This window comes from Sphingomonadaceae bacterium OTU29LAMAA1, assembly GCA_024072375.1.
Lineage (GTDB): Bacteria > Pseudomonadota > Alphaproteobacteria > Sphingomonadales > Sphingomonadaceae > Sphingomonas.
Genome location: CP099617.1, coordinates 2546095 through 2562158, shown reverse-complemented (window position 1 = coordinate 2562158; position 16064 = coordinate 2546095). Strand labels below are relative to the sequence as shown.

Sequence of the window (16064 nt, the reverse complement as noted above, 5' to 3'; positions counted from 1 at the left end):
ATATATAGAACATTACAAGAACATACATGAGCGACTCGACCGCCCTGATCGCCCGACTGCGGCGCATTGCCGCCGGCACGGGGACTGCGCAAGCCGTCGCGGCGCCGGTCGATGCGTGGCTGTTGCAGGGGCTGGCACGCGCGCAACTGCATGAAATCTATGCGGTCGACGACGAAGATGGACCGAGCGGCGCCGGCTTTGGCATCGCCATGGCGCTGGCTGCGGGCGCGCTGCCACTGCTGTGGCTGCGGACCGAATCGTGCGAACGGCAGCAGGGGCGGCTGCATGCCGGGGGCCTTGCCGAACTGGGTCTGTCGGCCGAATCGATCGTGCTGGGCATCGTCGCCGACGAGCCGGCGCTGCTGCGCGCCGCCGCGGATGCCGCACGCTGCCCCGGTCTGGGTGCGGTACTGGTCGAGAGCGTCGGACGGGCACCGGGTTTCGACCTGACCGCGACCCGACGATTGATGCTGGCGGCCGAATCGTCCGGCGTGACCGTGGTGTCGTTGCGGGTGGGTGCGGCTCCGGTGGCCAGTGCGGCGGCGACCCGCTGGGGCGTAGCGGCCGTGCCATCGACTGTGCTGGAAGCCGATGCACCCGGCTTCCCCGCCTTCGACGTCGAATGTCTGCGCCGGCGTGGGGGCCCTGCGGGGCAGCGCTGGCGCGTGGAGTGGGATCGTGATGCCAAGAGTTTCCGTGGAGCGTCGCTATCTGGCGCTGGTCTTTCCATGGCTGCCGATCGAGCGGCTGCGTGCCACCCGGCCGCATCTGTTCGTGCGACAGGGTGAGACGCCGGTCGCCTTTACCGAGACGGTCGGCAATGCCGTGCGGCTGACCGCGACCGACCTGACCGCGGCGCGCGCGGGGCTGAAGGCGGGGCTGACCCTTGCCGATGCGCGCGCGCGCGTGCCGGAGCTCGAGGTGTTTCCCGCCGATCCGCATGCCGACATGGACTGGCTGGAGCGGCTGGCGGACGGTTGCGCGCGCTACAGCCCGACGGTGGCGCTGATGCCGCCCGATGGCGTGGTGCTCGACATCGCCGGCTGTTCGCACGCCTTCGATGGGGAACGCCCGCTGGCGGCGGATGTCGAGGCGCGGATGGCGCGGCGTGGCATTCTGGCGCGCCATGCCTTCGGCGATACGCCCGAGATCGCACGCGCGCTGGCCCGCTTTGCCGGTGCCCCCGCCCCCGATGAAAAGGGTGCGGTGAAGCGGTTGCCGGTGGCGGCACTGGAACTGGATGACGACGCGACGACGGCGCTGACCCGTGCGGGTTTGAAAACCGTCGGCGATATCATGGCGCGACCATTGGCGGGAATCGCCGCACGCTTCGGCGAGGAAGCGGCGACCGCGGTGCGGCGGCTGGCGGGCGATCACAGGGCTCCCGTGAAGGCGCGCATGCGCATTGCGCCGATCGCGGTCGAACGCCGCTTCGCCGAGCCGATCGCACGCACCGATTACGCGCTGGAGGTGCTGGAAGACCTGACGGCAGAGGCATCCGGCACACTCGCTGAACGCCATCAGGGCGGACGACGCTGGGAGGCACGACTGTTCCGTGCCGATGGCCACGTCCAGTCGCTACGGATCGAGACCGGTCAGCCGACGCGCGACGTTCCATTGTTGATGCGGCTGTTCGCCGAGCGGATCGACAGCCTCGCCGATCCGCTCGATCCCGGATTCGGCTATGATCTGGTGCGGCTGGACGTGACGCTCGCCGAGAGGCTCGATGCGGCACAATTGCGACTGGAGGGGGGTGCGGCGAAGCAGGGCCAGATGGATCAACTGGTCGATCAGCTTTCGACGCGATTGGGACGCAACCGCATACGTCGCTTCGCACCGCGCGACAGCCATATCCCCGAACAGGCCGAACTGATGTTGCCCGCCACTGCGGACGTTCCGACCGCCGCATGGCCGGACACCGAGGCCGGCGAACCGCCGCTGCGCCCGATCTACCTGTTCGATCCGCCGCAACCGATCGAAAGCGTCATGGCCGAGGTGCCGGACGGCCCGCCACACCGTTTCCGCTGGCGCCGCCGCGTGCACGAGGTCGCGCGGTCGGAAGGGCCGGAACGGATCGCCGGCGAATGGTGGCGGCGGCATGACGCGGCCATTCCCACGCGCGATTACTACCGGGTGGAGGACCGGCGGGGACGGAGGTTCTGGATCTTCCGCCACGGCCTGCACAGCGAACAGGAGCATCCGCGCTGGTATCTCCACGGACTGTTCGCGTGATGAATGCGTTTCTCCCGTGCTCCTGCGTAGGCAGGGGGCCAAGGCAGCAAGCGGCGGTGCTCGTGACCCTGGGTTTCTGCCTGCGCAGCAACACCATATCGTCTCGCTATAGGCCGAACCTGCCATGACAGCGTTCGCCGAATGCATCGCCGCGACCAATTTCTCGTTCCTCGAAGGCGCGAGTCAGCCACATCACATGATCGCAGAGGCGATCGAGCTGGGTTACAAGGGCATCGGCATCGCTGACCACAACACAGTGGCGGGCGTCGTGCGAGCTTATGATGCGCTGCGCCGGGCCGAGGTGGGTGCGCTGGGTGCGAAGCTACCCCCTTACGGCTTCAAGCTGGCAGTCGGAGCGCGTCTGGTCTTTGCCGACGGCACACCGGATATCGTAGCCTATCCTGCCACACGCGAAGGCTGGGGCCGACTGACGCGGCTGTTGACAGTGGGCAACCGCCGCTCGGCGAAGGGCGGCTGCATCCTCGGGCTTGGCGACCTCGTCGCGCTGCATCGGGACCTGCTGCTGATCGTGCTGCCGACGAGCAGCGCACGCGGCGTGACTCCGCTGAGAGTCACCGACCTGCCACCGCCGCGAGACGATCCCAGTCTGGTCGCCACCTTGGAAACCGTGAAGAGGCTGGGCCGCGGTTCGGTTTGGCTCGGCGTCACGATGCCACGCGGCGGGCGCGACCGGCGCCGCCTTCGTCGTCTCGCCGCCATCGCCGACACCATGGGTGTCCCTTTGCTTGCAACGGCCGACGCGCTCTACGCCGTAACGGACGACCGCAAGCTGCACGACATCGTCACCTGCATCCGCGAAGGCGTGACGATACAAACAGCCGGACGCCGGCTCGCCGCCAACGGCGAGCGACACCTCAAATCGGGTCTCGAGATGCAGCGGTTGTTTCGCGACAGCCCGGATGCGGTGGCGCAGAGCACTCACCTGCTCGACCGGATCGGCTTCTCGCTCGACCAGCTTCGCTACGAATATCCACACGAACCCGTGCCGGACGGCTGGGATCCGCAGGACTGGCTGGAGCATCTGGTCTGGCAGACCGCGCTCGAAAAATACGATTATCGTGTTCCCGACCGACTGATGCGCCTGCTGTACGAAGAGTTTACCCTCATCCGCCAACAGCGTTATGCCTATTATTTCCTGACGGTGCACGACGTGGTGCGCTTCGCACGCAGCTGCGATCCACCCATCCTGTGTCAGGGGCGCGGATCGGCGGCCAATTCGGTCGTCTGCTTTCTGCTCAAGATCACATCGGTCGATCCGATGGAGTATGATCTGCTATTCTCGCGCTTCGTATCCGAACAGCGGGGCGAGCCGCCCGACATCGACGTCGACTTCGAGCATGAGCGGCGTGAGGAGGTGATGCAGTACATCTACAGCCGTTATGGTCGCGAACGCGCCGCGATCGCCGCAACGGTTATCCATTACCGCCCTCGCAGCACGGTGCGAGAAGTCGGACGGGTGCTGGGCCTCAGCGAGGATGTGACGCAGCGATTGACCAGCACCGTCTGGGGCAGCTTTGCTGATCGTTTCGAAGAGAAGCGTTTCGCCGAAACCGGGTTCGACATCGCCAATCCGAGGATCGCGCAACTGCACGAGATGGTCGGACGACTGCTGACCTTCCCGCGCCACCTGTCGCAGCACGTCGGCGGGTTCGTGCTGACCCAGGGGCGGCTCGACGAAATGGTGCCGATTCACAATGGTGCGATGGAGGACCGCACCTTTATCGAATGGGACAAGGACGATATCGACTGCCTGGGGTTGATGAAGGTGGATATCCTTGCGCTCGGCATGCTCACCTGCATCCGCAAGGCATTCGATCTGATGGAGCGACACGATATCGGTCGCTACGAGCTCGACACCGTTGCGGTAGACGAGAACGACACGGTCTACGACATGCTCTGCAAAGGCGACAGCATCGGCGTGTTCCAGGTGGAAAGCCGCGCTCAGATCAACATGTTGCCGCGCCTGCGCCCGCGTGAATTGTACGATCTGGTGGTGCAGGTCGCGATCGTCCGGCCGGGGCCGATCGAAGGTGACATGGTTCACCCCTATCTACGGCGACGTGCGAAGAAGGAGCCTGTGGAGTTTCCCTCCCCCTCTCCGCTATTCGGACCGAAAGACGAACTGTTCCAGTTGCTCAAATCGACTTACGGCGTGCCGCTGTTTCAGGAACAGGCAATGAAGCTCGCCATCGTCGCGGCGGGCTTCACGCCCGGTGAGGCGAACGAACTGCGCCGGGCGATGGCGACGTTCCGCAAGGTCGGCGGCATGAACAATTTTCATGAAAAACTGATCGGCGGAATGGTCCGGCGCGGCTATCCTCAGGAGTTCGCCGAACGTTGCTATAAGCAGATCGAGGGGTTCGGCAGCTACGGCTTTCCCGAAAGCCACGCACTGTCGTTCGCGCGGCTGGTGTACGTGTCGTCCTGGATCAAATGCTTCCAGCCGGCGGTGTTCGGCTGCGCGATCCTCAACTCGCAGCCGATGGGTTTCTACGCGCCAGCGCAACTGGTGCAGGATGCGCGCGAACATGGCGTCGTCGTGCGGCCGATCGACGTCAATGCCAGCGTCTGGGACAATGCGCTGGAGCGGCTGGACGACGGCAGCCTCGCGATCCGGCTCGGTTTTCGCCAGGTCGACGGTTTTCGCAGGGATTGGGCAACCGCGCTGGTCGATGCACGTGGTGACGTGCCGTTCGCCGGGATCGAGGCGGTGGCGGCCCGCGCCGGCCTGCCGACGCGCGGACTCAACCTGCTCGCCGACGCCGATGCGTTCGGCTCGATCGCGATGGGCCGCCGCGATGCCCTGTGGGAGGTGCGACGCACGCCGCCGAAACAGCTTGCACTGTTCGCCGCCGCCGATGCGCCCGAACTGGGTATGGAGGCCGATGCACGGCTACCTACGATGCCGCCCGGCGAACAGGTCGCGGCGGATTATCAGACGACGCGACTGTCGCTGAAGGACCACCCGATGCGGTTCCTGCGCCCCCTCTTCGCTGCCGAGGGCATCATCTCCAGCGCACAGGCATCGCGGACGAAGGACGGACGCCGCGCGAGGATCGCGGGCGTGGTGCTGGTCCGCCAGCGGCCGGGCAAGGGCAATGCGATCTTCGTGACGATAGAGGACGAGACGGGGATCACCAACGCCTTGCTATGGGCGCGCGATTTCGAGGCGAACCGGCGTGCGGTGATGGCAGCACGGCTGATCGTGCTGGAAGGGATCATCCAGCGCAGCGAAGAAGGCGTGATCCACCTGATGACGGTGAAGGCCTATGATCGGAGCGAGGAACTGCGCCGGCTGTCGTCCGACTATAACGCCGAAACCCCACTGTTGCCGGTCGACGAGGTGATCCGCCCCAGGCCGATCATGAGCCAGGACCCCCGCGGCCGCCATCTGCGCGACGTACGGGTGATGCCGCCGTCGCGGGATTTCCACTGACGGCGCCGATAATTCCTCCCCCGCCAAAACGAGGGAGGGATCAAGTTGAGCCACCACCGTCATACCCATCCAAAACCCCTCCCTTCTCCCACCAGCCGCAGTAAAAACCTTGGCGTCGGCGCCCTGCTGCCCCACATGGGCCGCAACCGATTATGAAGGAGCATGACTTGGCCACGCTGGGAATGGCGCCCGCCGAAAAGCAGGCAGTCGAGGATTTCCGCCGCGACGTCGTCGAACCGTCGATGACCAAGCTGGTGATCATCGATTTCTGGGCGGAATGGTGCGGGCCGTGCAAGGCGCTGGGACCGACGCTGGACAAGATCGCCGCCGCTTACGCCGACAAGGGCGTGGTGCTGGCCAAGATCGACACCGACAAGAATCAGTTCATCGCCGCGCAATTCCAGATCAAGTCGATCCCGACCGTCTATGCGATGTTCCAGGGCCAGCTGGTCGCCGACCTGACCAGCGCCCGCACCGAATCGCAGCTGCGGGTCATCCTAGACCAGTTGCTCAAGCAATTGCCGATCCAGTCGGAAGAGGCGGATGCCGCTGCCGAGATCGAGCCGCTGATCGCGATGGGCGAGGATGTCCTGGCGAGCGGCGATAGCGAACGCGCGCTGTCGATCTTCGACCAGCTGTTCGAGATGGCGCCGGACAATCCGGCCGTGCTGTCCGGCCGCATCCGCGCGCTGGTCGCCGCCGGCCGGACCGACGACGCGCAGGCCGCGATCGACGCGCTGCCCGCCGACATCAAGGACGCTGGCATCGACCGCGCCAGGGCGGCGATCGAGCTGGCACAGAGCGCACAGCCGGTCGACGATTTCGCCGGTTTGCAAGCAGAGGTCACCAGCAACCCCGACGACCACGACCGCCGCTTCGCGCTGGCGAACGCCCAGATGGCGGCGGGCGACCGTGACGGTGCGGCGGACAATCTGCTCCATATCGTCGCCGCCGACCGCGCCTGGAACGAAGGCGCTGCGCGACAGCAGTTGCTCAAGCTGTTCGAGGTCGTGGGGCTGGAGGATCCCTGGGTATCGGCGCAGCGTCGCCGCCTGTCGGCGATCCTGTTCGGATGACCCAGCCCACTCGCCTGTCGATCTTCCCGCTGCCCGGTGCGCTGCTGTTTCCCGGCATGCACCTGCCGCTACATATCTTCGAGCCGCGTTACCGGGCGATGATCAGCGATTCGATGGCGCGGGATCGACGGATCGGCATGATCCAGCCCTTGCACAAACCGGCGACGGGCGGGGACAATCCGGGTCTGTACGACATCGGCTGCGTCGGCAAGATCGCAGAGGTCGAGGCACTCGACGACGGCCGCTACAACGTCGTGCTGGAGGGCGTCGCGCTGTTCCGCGTGTTGCGCGAACTCGACGTGGCGACGCCGTTCCGACAGATCGAGGCGGAGTTGTTGCCCATCGATGGCGACGATGCGCTGTCGCTCGGCCGCCGCTCGTCGCTGGAGCTCGAATCGCGCCGCTTCGCCGATAGCCAGGGCTATGCGGTCGATTGGGAAGCGGTCGGTCGGCTGGACGACGAAAGTCTCGTCAACGGCATCGCCCAGATCGCGCCGTTCGACACCGCCGCCAAACAGGCGCTGCTGGAGGCGCCGGATATCGAGACGCGTGCGGAACTGATCATCCAGCTGATGCAATTCTTCGGCAGGCATGACGGTGAGGACAAGGTGACGCTGCAATGAGCCTCGACCCATGGCTGCTCGAACGCCTCGTCTGCCCGGTGACGCGCCAGCCGCTGCGGTACGACGAGGCGGCGCAGGAACTGGTGTCGGACGCGGCAGGACTGGCCTATCCGGTCCGCGACGGCGTGCCGGTGATGTTGCCCGACGAAGCAAGGCGGCTGGGCGCGGCCTGATCCGTGGTCCTGCGGCCGCAGGAATGCGGGTGCTATTCCACCAAGGCCACCGCCGCCATCAACAGCGCCGCGATGCTGGGATAGAAGGTCAACGCAAAGCCCAGCGACCGCGCTTCCGCCCCGTCGCGATAGCCGGTCCAGAACAACAGCCGCCCCGCCGAGAAGCACGCCACGAACAGCGCCACCGGCACCCGCGCATGGTCGCTCAGCAGCGTGAGCGCGGTATAGGCCAGCCCAGCCAGCAACGCCTGCTCCACCGTGTTGCGCAAAACCGCATTGGCGATGTCGACACGCGCATCCACCCAGTCGCCGCCACCGATCGCGCTTTCCGATGCGAACCGCCGCCGCGCGACATCGCCGATTGCCGCCGCCACCCATAGGCCGAGCACCAGTGCCGCGATCCCCAGTGTCGCGGACCGGCTCTCCAGCGTCGCCGCCGAACTACGGCTATACCCGATGATCGCCGCTGCGATCGTCAGCCCCAGTCCGATGCCGATCCCCCGCGCCACGCCGTTCTGCTTGCGACGCAGCGGCAACGCCGGCTCGATCACACCATCAATCCCTGGAGCAGCCTGGGCAGCGTGCCCGTTTCGCCACGCGCCTCGGCCATGAAGCGGTTCTTCAGCGGCGGCAGCCTGTCGACCGCGCCGATCCCGAACCGCCGTACCGCACTGGCGGTCTTGCCGGGGATGCCAAACAGCCGGGTCAGCGTGTCGGTGGCGGCGGCGACCATGAACGTGTCGAGTCCCCGCCAGCGCTGATATCGCTCCAGCAGCGCCGGATCGCCCAGATCGAGCCCCAGTCGCTTGCCGTCGACCAGCACCTCGGCCAGTGTCGCTGCATCGCGCAGGCCCAGGTTCAGCCCCTGCCCCGCGATCGGATGAATGCCGTGCGCTGCATCGCCGACCAGCACCAGCCGTTCCGCGGTGATACGGGCGGCGTGGTGGAAGCCCAGCGGATAGCTCGCGCGCGGGCTGGCGGCGCTGAGTTCACCAAGAAACCCGCCCATCCGCTTCATCGCTTCTGCCAGAAACGCGCGATCGCCCAGCTTCATCATCGCCGGCCCGTCTGCGCCCTTCACCGACCAGACGATCGCCGAACGATGGCCGATGTCGTCGTCGGGCAACGGCAGCAACGCGAATGGCCCCGACGGGTAGAAGATCTCGTACGCGATATCCTCGTGCGGAAACTCGTGGTGGAACGCGCCGACGATCGCCGCATGATCGTATTGCCAGCGCGCCACCGTGATCCCCGCCGCCTCGCGAGTCGGCGAATTGCGCCCCTCCGCCGCGATCAGCAGCGGTGCGCGCACGGTCGTACCGTCGTCCAGCGTCGCGAGGACGCCGGCGGGGCCACGCACCACGTCTGTCGCCCGCGTTTGCATGCGCAGGTCGACGTTCTTCGCCGCGGTCGCAGCATCGAACAGCGCACGTCGCAGCAGCTTGTTCTCGTACATCGTGCCGAGCGCGCCATCGCCCTCGTCCGGTTTGAAGTCGAGCTTGCCCGGCTCCAGTCCGTCGCTCACCCGGATATGCCGGATCGCACAGCCCTGTCCTCCCAGCGCGGCGCCGATCCCGATCGCATCGAGCATCCGACCGGTCGCACTCGCGATGGCGGAAGCGCGCCCGTCGAAGCCCGGTGCCAGCATCACCGCCGGATCGGCGGGGTCGATGACGATGCTCCTGACGCCATGCACGTCGAGCGCGAGCGCGAGGGTGGCGCCGACCAGGCCACCGCCCAGAATGATGACGTCTGTGTCCATATCGCCTCCCTACGCGCGCAAAGCGGACGTGCCAACGGTCGGCCCGCCCGCGATTGGCCGCACCTGCCTTGACGTAACGCACGCTTCGCCCGATGATTCCGCGATATTCGTACATTGAAGGGATCGGGCGATGGCGAGCCGTGCGCAGCCAGGCTTGTTGCGTGAAACGGTGAAGGCGGGGGCGGTGCGCGGCGGTGCGCTGATCGCGTCGATCGTGCTGTTCCTTGTCACGCTGCTGATGGTGCTCGCGCTGGCGAGCTATCGCGCCAGCGACGCAGCGCTCAACACCGCATCGGGCGGACCGGTCCAGAACCTCGCCGGCCCGCCCGGCGCCTGGTTCGCCGATCTGGCGCTGACGCTGTTCGGCCCGGTGGTCGCGCTGCTGCTGCCGGTCGCGCCGATCGTCGCCGCCCGGCTGTGGCGTGACCAGCCGCCGGGGCGCTGGCTGGCGATGCTGCGCAATGCGGCGATCGGCGTCGCACTGATGGCGTCCGCACTCGCCTTCGTGTCCGATGCATCGGTTCTCGCGCTTCCTGCCGGCTGGGGCGGCGTGGTCGGCTTGTCGGTCGCGCACCTCGTCGAATGGGGGCTCGCCTTCATCGGCCAGCCCGGCGCGGAACGCTGGGCGGCACGCGGCGTCGGCCTGATCCTCGGTGTCGCCGGCATCATCATCTGGGCGAAGAGCCTCGAAATCGACCTTGGCGATCGCCGCTTTCGTCTGCGCCGCGTGCGTACCGGGGGTGACGATGTCGCCGACGTCTATGACGACATCGACGACGGGGACGAGGAGCCGCTTCAGCTTGCGCGCAAGGTCATCGAACCGCGCGCCGTCGCCGAACCCGACCCCCGCCCCGCTCCGGTTATCGCCGACCGCAATCTCGCGCCCTCCGCAGCCAAGCAGAAGCCGCGCCAGCAGAGCCTCGATCTCGGCCATACCTACGCGTTGCCGGGCCTCGACCTGCTGACTCCCGCGCCGCCCGCGCCCAAGGGCCAGATCGACAAGGCCGCGCTGGAGCGCAACGCCCGCCTGCTTGAAAACGTCCTCGACGATTTCAAGGTACACGGCGTCATCAACGAAGTGCGCCCGGGTCCCGTCGTCACGATGTACGAACTGGAGCCTGCGCCCGGCATCAAGGCGAGCCGTGTCATCGCGCTCGCCGACGATATCGCGCGCAATATGTCGGCGGTGTCGGCGCGCGTCGCGGTGATCCCCGGCCGCAACGTCATCGGCATCGAGCTGCCCAATGCCAAGCGCGAATCGGTCAGCTTGCACGAACTCGTCGGCAGCCAGACGTTCGAGGATCAGGCCGCGCAATTGCCGATCATCCTCGGCAAGAACATTGCCGGTGATCCCGTCATCGCCGACCTCGCGCCGATGCCGCATCTGCTCGTCGCCGGCACCACCGGATCGGGCAAGTCGGTCGGCCTCAACTGCATGATCCTGTCGCTGCTGTACCGGCTGACCCCGGACCAGTGCCGCATGATTATGATCGATCCCAAGATGCTCGAACTGAGCATGTACGACGACATTCCGCACCTGTTGTCGCCGGTCGTCACCGATCCCGCCAAGGCGGTGCGCGCGCTCAAATGGGCGGTCGAGACGATGGAGGACCGCTATCGCCAGATGTCCTCGGTCGGCGTCCGCAGCCTCGCCGGGTTCAACGACAAGGTGCGGGGCGCAAAGGCGAAGGGCCAGCGGCTCGGCCGCCGCGTGCAGACGGGGTATGATTCCGACACCGGCCAGCCGGTGTATGAAGAGGAACAGCTCGACTACGAACCGCTGCCGCAGATCGTCGTCATCGTCGACGAACTCGCCGATCTGATGATGACCGCGGGCAAGGAAGTCGAATTCCTGATCCAGCGGCTCGCGCAAAAGGCGCGCGCGGCGGGCATCCACCTCATCATGGCGACGCAGCGGCCGTCGGTCGACGTCATCACCGGCGTCATCAAGGCGAACCTGCCGACCCGCATCAGCTTCCACGTCACGTCGAAAATCGATTCGCGCACCATCCTCGGCGAACAGGGTGCCGAACAGCTGCTCGGCAAGGGCGACATGCTCTATATGCCGGGCGGCAAGGGCATCGTCCGCGTCCACGGCCCGTTCGTCAGCGACGACGAGGTGCGCGCCATCGCCGATCACTGGCGTTCGCAGGGCCAGCCCGACTACATCACCTCGGTCACCGAAGAACCCGAGGACGGCTTCGCGCTGGAAGGCGCGCCGGAGGGCGAGGATTCGGCCGAGGACCAGCAATATCGCAACGCGATCCAGCTGGTGTGCGAATCGCAGAAGGCATCGACCAGCTGGCTCCAGCGCCAGCTGCGGATCGGCTACAATTCGGCCGCGCGGCTGATCGAAAAGATGGAGAAGGACGGCATCGTCAGCCGTCCAGACCATGTCGGTCGCCGCGAGGTGCTGCGCGATACCGAAGGCCATGCGATCTGACGTCTCGCCCTCGCCCTCACCCGCCCCACCACTGACGCGGCGGGTCCCTTCCCTCTCCCGCCGGAAGGGGGAAAAGACGCCGAGCGCGGCGAAACGATTAGGGCAGGCGCGGAACGCTCACGGTTCAGCAGGCATTCAATGCGCCCAACCCACAGGACAATCATGATCCGATATGCCCTCGCCCTCGCTGCCGTCGTCGCGCCCACCGTCCTGCCCGCACAGGCGACTGGCGACCTCGCGGCGGTGCAGCGCCACCTCCAGACGGTCGAGACGATGACCGCCAACTTCACCCAGACTGATCGCAACGGCAAGGTGCTGACCGGCACGTTCACGCTCAAGAAGCCCGGCAAGCTGCGCTTTCAGTATGAAAAGGGCGTGCCGATATTGATCGTTGCCGAGGGCGGCGCGTTGACCTTTATCGATTATTCGGTGCGGCAGGTGCAGCGCTGGCCGATCAAGAACTCACCGCTGGGCGTGTTGCTGGACCCGACCCGCGATATCACCCGCTACGCGCGGCTTGTGCAGACCGGCAACGACCGCGTCGTATCGGTCGAAGCGAACGATCCCAAGCATCCGGAATATGGCAAGATCACGCTGATCTTCGCGCGTCAGGGCAACGCACCGTCAGGCCTCGCCCTGCAAGGTTGGGTGGCGCTCGACAGCCAGAACAACCGGACGACGATTCGGCTCGACAACCAGCGCTTCGGCGTGCCGGTGAGCGACGGAACGTTCAAATGGAACGATCCACGGCGTCCCAACATACGGTAATCGTTCGTCCATTCATCCACGCGACAGGTTAGGGAGCCTAGAAGGGTCCTCGCGGATGTGGGGCGTTCGGGATTTTTCCCCCTGTTGCCCGGATGATAAATTCCACTTCCCGCCTGCGTGACGAACGCTAGGTCGGCCCTCGCTCCATGCCCCCGGAGCGGGGGCCTTTCTGCGTAGGCAGCCTATCGGCTGCTGAGCACGGCCGACGGACGAAGCCCGATCGACGTCAGGGGCTTTGCCCATGACCGCCCAGCCCCCAAACCTTGCTCACCTCCCAAGCCCCCCCTAGATGCGCTCTCGTGAAGATCGTCTCCTGGAACATCAATTCGGTCCGCTTCCGGATCGCCATCGTCGAGCAGTTCCTGCGCGAGGTCGAACCCGATATCCTGTGCCTTCAGGAAACCAAGGTGATCGACGCCGACTTTCCCTTCGATACCTTCCATGCGCTCGGCTACGAACACATCGTCATCCACGGCCAGCGCATGCATCACGGCGTCGCGATCCTGTCGCGCGTGCCGATCGTCGCGGACGACCGGTTCGACTGGCAGGCCAATCGCGAAGCGCGCCATGTGGGCGTCCGCCTGCCCAACGGTGTCCGGCTCGAGAACGTCTACGTCCCTGCCGGCGGCGACGTGCCGGACCGCGAGGTAAACCCGAAATTCGGTCAGAAGCTCGATTTCGTCCAGCGCATGACGAATTGGTCCGACGGCCTCGACGTGCCGACGATCCTCACTGGCGACTTCAACATCGCCCCCCTGCCCAGCGATGTGTGGAGCCACAAGGCGCTGCTGAAGGTCGTCAGCCATACGCCCATCGAGGTCGAGGCGCTCGACCGGTTGAAGGCATCGAACGACTGGGTCGATCTTGGCAGACACTTCCACCCAGCCCCGGCGCGCCTGCACACGTGGTGGAGCTATCGCTCGCCCGACTGGACCAGGAACGATCGCGGCCGGCGGCTCGATCACATGTGGGCGACCGGACAGGTCGCGAGCATTGCGACGGGCCATACGGTGTTCGAACATTGCCGCGCATGGCTCAAGCCATCGGATCATGTGCCGATCATGACCGAGTTCGCCTTTTGACCGACACGCGCGACGTGTCGCGGGCAATCGATGCGCTCCGCCGCGGCTGGCCGATCGCGATCCACGCGCCGGGCGAGGATGCCTTGACGCTGCTCGCGGTGGAAACCGCCGACGCGCGCTCGCTCGACACGTTCTCTCCGGCCGGTGCCTATCCGCTGCTGATCTCGAACGGACGTGCGGCGACCCTCAAGCTGACCAACCAGCGCGCAGCGGCCGATCCCGATACGCCGGTGGTCATCGAACCCGCGCCGTGGCTGGATTTCGACACGGCGATCGCGCTGTCCGATCCGCAGTTCGATCTTGCGACCCCGCTGAAGGGTCCTTTTCGCACCGAAGAGGTGGATCGCCCGCTCGCCAGTCTCGCCGCGATCCGGCTGGCGCGCATCGCCGGGCTGCTGCCCGCCTTCTTCATCGACGGGATCGATCCGGAGGTGACGATCGTTCCTGACGCGATCGACCGCCATCAGCATGCATGGTCGCTGCGCCTGGCGACCCGTGCACGCCTCCCGGTCGATGGCGCGGAAGATGCGGAGATCGTCGCTTTTCGCGCACCCGATTCCAGCGACGAGCATGTTGCGCTGCTGATCGGCCAGCCCAACGGCGCCGCGCCCCTGGTGCGCCTGCATAGCGAATGCCTGACGGGCGATGTGCTGGGTAGCCTGAAATGCGACTGCGGCCCGCAACTGCGCGCGGCCATCGCAGCGATCCGTGCGAACGGTTGGGGTATCCTGCTGTACCTGCGTCAGGAAGGGCGCGGCATCGGTCTGGTCAACAAGCTTCGTGCTTACGCCTTGCAGGACCAGGGATTCGACACCGTCGATGCCAACACCCGGCTGGGTTTTGCGGTCGACGCTCGCGATTTCGGCGTCGCCGCGCGGATGCTGGACCTGCTCGGGCAACGGGAGGTGCGGCTGCTGACCAACAATCCGGCCAAGGTGGCGGGGCTGGAGGCCGCTGGCATGCGCGTGATCGAGCGAGTGGCGCACGCATTGCCCCCCAACCCGCATAACGAGCGATATCTGGCGACCAAACGCGACCGTACCGGGCATCAACTATAGCTACGGTACGCTCATCCTCACCATGTCTTCACCATCTGTTCTCTCGCCTGATACGAAAGTAAGGCGCTTGGCGCCGGAAGGGCGAGGACGATCAGGCCGATAACGTCAGCGCTTCCGGATCGATCATTCCAGTCAGTCGCCGCGCGGCCCGTCGGGCGAACGCCAGCGTGCACCGCTTTCGTACGTGCGCCGGCAGCGGCAGGCTGTGCGCCTCTCGCACGATCGCCGCATCGTACCGGTCGGCGACGATCACGCCCGTCCGTTCGGGCAGGAACGCGTGGCCATCGAGCGGCGTCGTGTCGAACCCGGCCGGCACCGCCCAGTAATAGCGATCGCAATGGGCGAGGTAATCGGGCCATTTGCCGTCGCCCATCAGGTCGGCACGGGATACCTTGATCTCGACGATCACCAGCTGCCCGCGCGCATCGATCGCCATCAGGTCGGCGCGACGGCCGCCCTCCAGAGGAACTTCGGGAATGGTGGTCAGGTCGTGACGGAGCAGCATCCGCGTGACGCCGCGCGCAACATCGGCGGCGCATATCGCAGGATCGCCGCCATCCAGACACGAAGCGGGGGCCATGTCGAGCATGACCCCCGCTTAGGAACATTCAGCGAACGGAGCAAGCCCCGCCGATATCAGCGATAGAAGACGTGGTTGCCGATCATCGCGATCCTGGTCAGGTTGCCGCCGGGACGACGATCGGCGGTGTTGAAGAACAACGCCTTGGGAGCGGGACTATCCCATGCCGCCTCGAGCGCGATCCTGGCGACGGCGAGGGCGGTACGCCACGCTGCGCGGCCTTCGTCGATCGACGGGATTTCACCACCACGCACGAAGCTGAATTGTCCGCGCTGCTTCACCACCGAACAGATGTCGGCGGGAAAACGGCCCGACTTCGACCGGTTGATGATGACGTTGGCGACGGCAAGCTGACCGCTCAGCGGTTCACCCTTGGATTCAAAGTAGATAGCGCCGGCAAGGCAGCGCTGCGTCGCATCGACCTGCGCGCTGTCCTGCGCTGCAACGGCTTCGGCGAGGCTGTTGTAATCGTCGTCGTCCGACTCGTCTTCGGTCGGGACCGACTGAATCATCTGGAGCGGGTTCTGCGTAGCCGCCGAGGATACGGGGACCTGGGGCGTGTCGCTAACCGGAACCGAAACCGGGGTCACCGGGTTATTGATCTGAATCACCGGGATGGAAGCCGAAATCGCACCGCGATTGAGGTCCGAGGCCCGGACTGGCGAACTGTGGCTGATGAGGCCGGCCAGAGAGAAAGTCATCGCCGCGATAGCCGCGGCGCGCTGCATGATCGTCATTAACGTATTCGATATGCGGTTGGACCACGGACCCGATCGGCGGACCGATCGTCCGGGCATCCCCCCGACTGCG

At 66.1% G+C, this 16064-nt stretch carries 14 protein-coding genes; 10 read left to right on the top strand and 4 right to left on the bottom strand.

Features of this window, described 5'->3' with window-relative positions:
* Window positions 1–26: 26 nt before the first annotated feature.
* From NF699_12475 to NF699_12450, 6 genes are all read left to right on the top strand, one after another.
* Window positions 27–788, top strand: a complete 762-nt coding sequence (locus tag NF699_12475) for a hypothetical protein (protein USU03880.1) — start codon at window positions 27–29, stop codon at window positions 786–788.
* A complete protein-coding gene (locus NF699_12470) occupies window positions 682–2232 on the top strand; it encodes a DNA polymerase Y family protein (GenBank protein ID USU03879.1) in 1551 nt (516 codons plus the stop codon). The genes NF699_12475 and NF699_12470 overlap by 107 nt, the downstream gene beginning before the upstream one ends.
* 124 nt (window positions 2233–2356) lie before the next feature.
* The gene (locus NF699_12465; GenBank protein USU03878.1) at window positions 2357–5689 is read left to right on the top strand and encodes an error-prone DNA polymerase; all 3333 of its coding nucleotides are present in this window, start codon (window positions 2357–2359) and stop codon (window positions 5687–5689) included.
* Between the two features lie 182 nt (window positions 5690–5871).
* On the top strand, window positions 5872–6765 hold the full coding sequence (locus tag NF699_12460; GenBank protein ID USU07079.1) for a tetratricopeptide repeat protein: 894 nt from the start codon (window positions 5872–5874) through the stop codon (window positions 6763–6765).
* Window positions 6762–7388, top strand: coding sequence for an LON peptidase substrate-binding domain-containing protein (locus NF699_12455; protein ID USU03877.1), 627 nt, complete (start codon window positions 6762–6764; stop codon window positions 7386–7388). The genes NF699_12460 and NF699_12455 overlap by 4 nt, the downstream gene beginning before the upstream one ends.
* Window positions 7385–7561: a Trm112 family protein gene (locus NF699_12450; protein USU03876.1), complete on the top strand. Its 177-nt coding sequence runs from the start codon at window positions 7385–7387 to the stop codon at window positions 7559–7561. The genes NF699_12455 and NF699_12450 overlap by 4 nt, the downstream gene beginning before the upstream one ends.
* Window positions 7562–7593: 32 nt before the next feature.
* Here NF699_12450 and NF699_12445 read toward each other — a convergent pair whose 3' ends face one another.
* Together NF699_12445 and NF699_12440 are read right to left on the bottom strand one after the other, a co-directional pair.
* A complete protein-coding gene (locus NF699_12445) occupies window positions 7594–8112 on the bottom strand; it encodes an MAPEG family protein (GenBank protein ID USU03875.1) in 519 nt (172 codons plus the stop codon).
* Window positions 8109–9323, bottom strand: coding sequence for a UbiH/UbiF/VisC/COQ6 family ubiquinone biosynthesis hydroxylase (locus NF699_12440; protein ID USU03874.1), 1215 nt, complete (start codon window positions 9321–9323; stop codon window positions 8109–8111). The genes NF699_12445 and NF699_12440 overlap by 4 nt, the downstream gene beginning before the upstream one ends.
* A gap of 130 nt (window positions 9324–9453) precedes the next feature.
* On the opposite strand from NF699_12440, the gene NF699_12435 reads away from it, so the two are divergent.
* The 4 genes from NF699_12435 to ribA all read left to right on the top strand — a co-directional run bounded on the left by NF699_12435 (window position 9454) and on the right by ribA (window position 14674).
* Complete coding sequence (locus NF699_12435) at window positions 9454–11766, top strand: DNA translocase FtsK 4TM domain-containing protein (GenBank protein ID USU03873.1); 2313 nt, start codon at window positions 9454–9456, stop codon at window positions 11764–11766.
* A gap of 162 nt (window positions 11767–11928) precedes the next feature.
* Window positions 11929–12534, top strand: a complete 606-nt coding sequence (locus NF699_12430) for an outer membrane lipoprotein carrier protein LolA (GenBank protein ID USU03872.1) — start codon at window positions 11929–11931, stop codon at window positions 12532–12534.
* Between the two features lie 299 nt (window positions 12535–12833).
* Window positions 12834–13616 carry an exodeoxyribonuclease III gene (locus tag NF699_12425; GenBank protein USU03871.1) on the top strand — a complete coding sequence of 261 codons (783 nt, stop codon included), beginning with the start codon at window positions 12834–12836 and terminating at the stop codon, window positions 13614–13616.
* Window positions 13613–14674 carry a GTP cyclohydrolase II gene (gene ribA, locus NF699_12420; GenBank protein USU03870.1) on the top strand — a complete coding sequence of 354 codons (1062 nt, stop codon included), beginning with the start codon at window positions 13613–13615 and terminating at the stop codon, window positions 14672–14674. Before NF699_12425 ends, ribA begins: the two co-directional genes overlap by 4 nt.
* 91 nt (window positions 14675–14765) lie before the next feature.
* Here ribA and NF699_12415 read toward each other — a convergent pair whose 3' ends face one another.
* Both NF699_12415 and NF699_12410 read right to left on the bottom strand, forming a co-directional pair.
* Window positions 14766–15263: an MmcB family DNA repair protein gene (locus tag NF699_12415; protein ID USU03869.1), complete on the bottom strand. Its 498-nt coding sequence runs from the start codon at window positions 15261–15263 to the stop codon at window positions 14766–14768.
* Between the two features lie 47 nt (window positions 15264–15310).
* On the bottom strand, window positions 15311–15766 hold the full coding sequence (locus tag NF699_12410) for a cell wall hydrolase (GenBank protein ID USU03868.1): 456 nt from the start codon (window positions 15764–15766) through the stop codon (window positions 15311–15313).
* Window positions 15767–16064: the final 298 nt, after the last annotated feature.

Bases quoted from the DNA above. Each gene is read 5' to 3' on its own strand.
- NF699_12465 (USU03878.1), top strand. From the start codon at position 2,357: ATGACAGCGTTCGCCGAATGCATCGCCGCGACCAATTTCTCGTTCCTC.
- NF699_12460 (USU07079.1), top strand. From the start codon at position 5,872: ATGGCGCCCGCCGAAAAGCAGGCAGTCGAGGATTTCCGCCGCGACGTC.
- NF699_12415 (USU03869.1), bottom strand. From the start codon at position 15,263: ATGCTCGACATGGCCCCCGCTTCGTGTCTGGATGGCGGCGATCCTGCG.
- NF699_12440 (USU03874.1), bottom strand. From the start codon at position 9,323: ATGGACACAGACGTCATCATTCTGGGCGGTGGCCTGGTCGGCGCCACC.
- NF699_12470 (USU03879.1), top strand. From the start codon at position 682: ATGCCAAGAGTTTCCGTGGAGCGTCGCTATCTGGCGCTGGTCTTTCCA.
- NF699_12435 (USU03873.1), top strand. From the start codon at position 9,454: ATGGCGAGCCGTGCGCAGCCAGGCTTGTTGCGTGAAACGGTGAAGGCG.
- NF699_12475 (USU03880.1), top strand. From the start codon at position 27: ATGAGCGACTCGACCGCCCTGATCGCCCGACTGCGGCGCATTGCCGCC.
- NF699_12410 (USU03868.1), bottom strand. From the start codon at position 15,766: ATGATTCAGTCGGTCCCGACCGAAGACGAGTCGGACGACGACGATTAC.
- NF699_12430 (USU03872.1), top strand. From the start codon at position 11,929: ATGATCCGATATGCCCTCGCCCTCGCTGCCGTCGTCGCGCCCACCGTC.
- NF699_12455 (USU03877.1), top strand. From the start codon at position 6,762: ATGACCCAGCCCACTCGCCTGTCGATCTTCCCGCTGCCCGGTGCGCTG.
- NF699_12450 (USU03876.1), top strand. From the start codon at position 7,385: ATGAGCCTCGACCCATGGCTGCTCGAACGCCTCGTCTGCCCGGTGACG.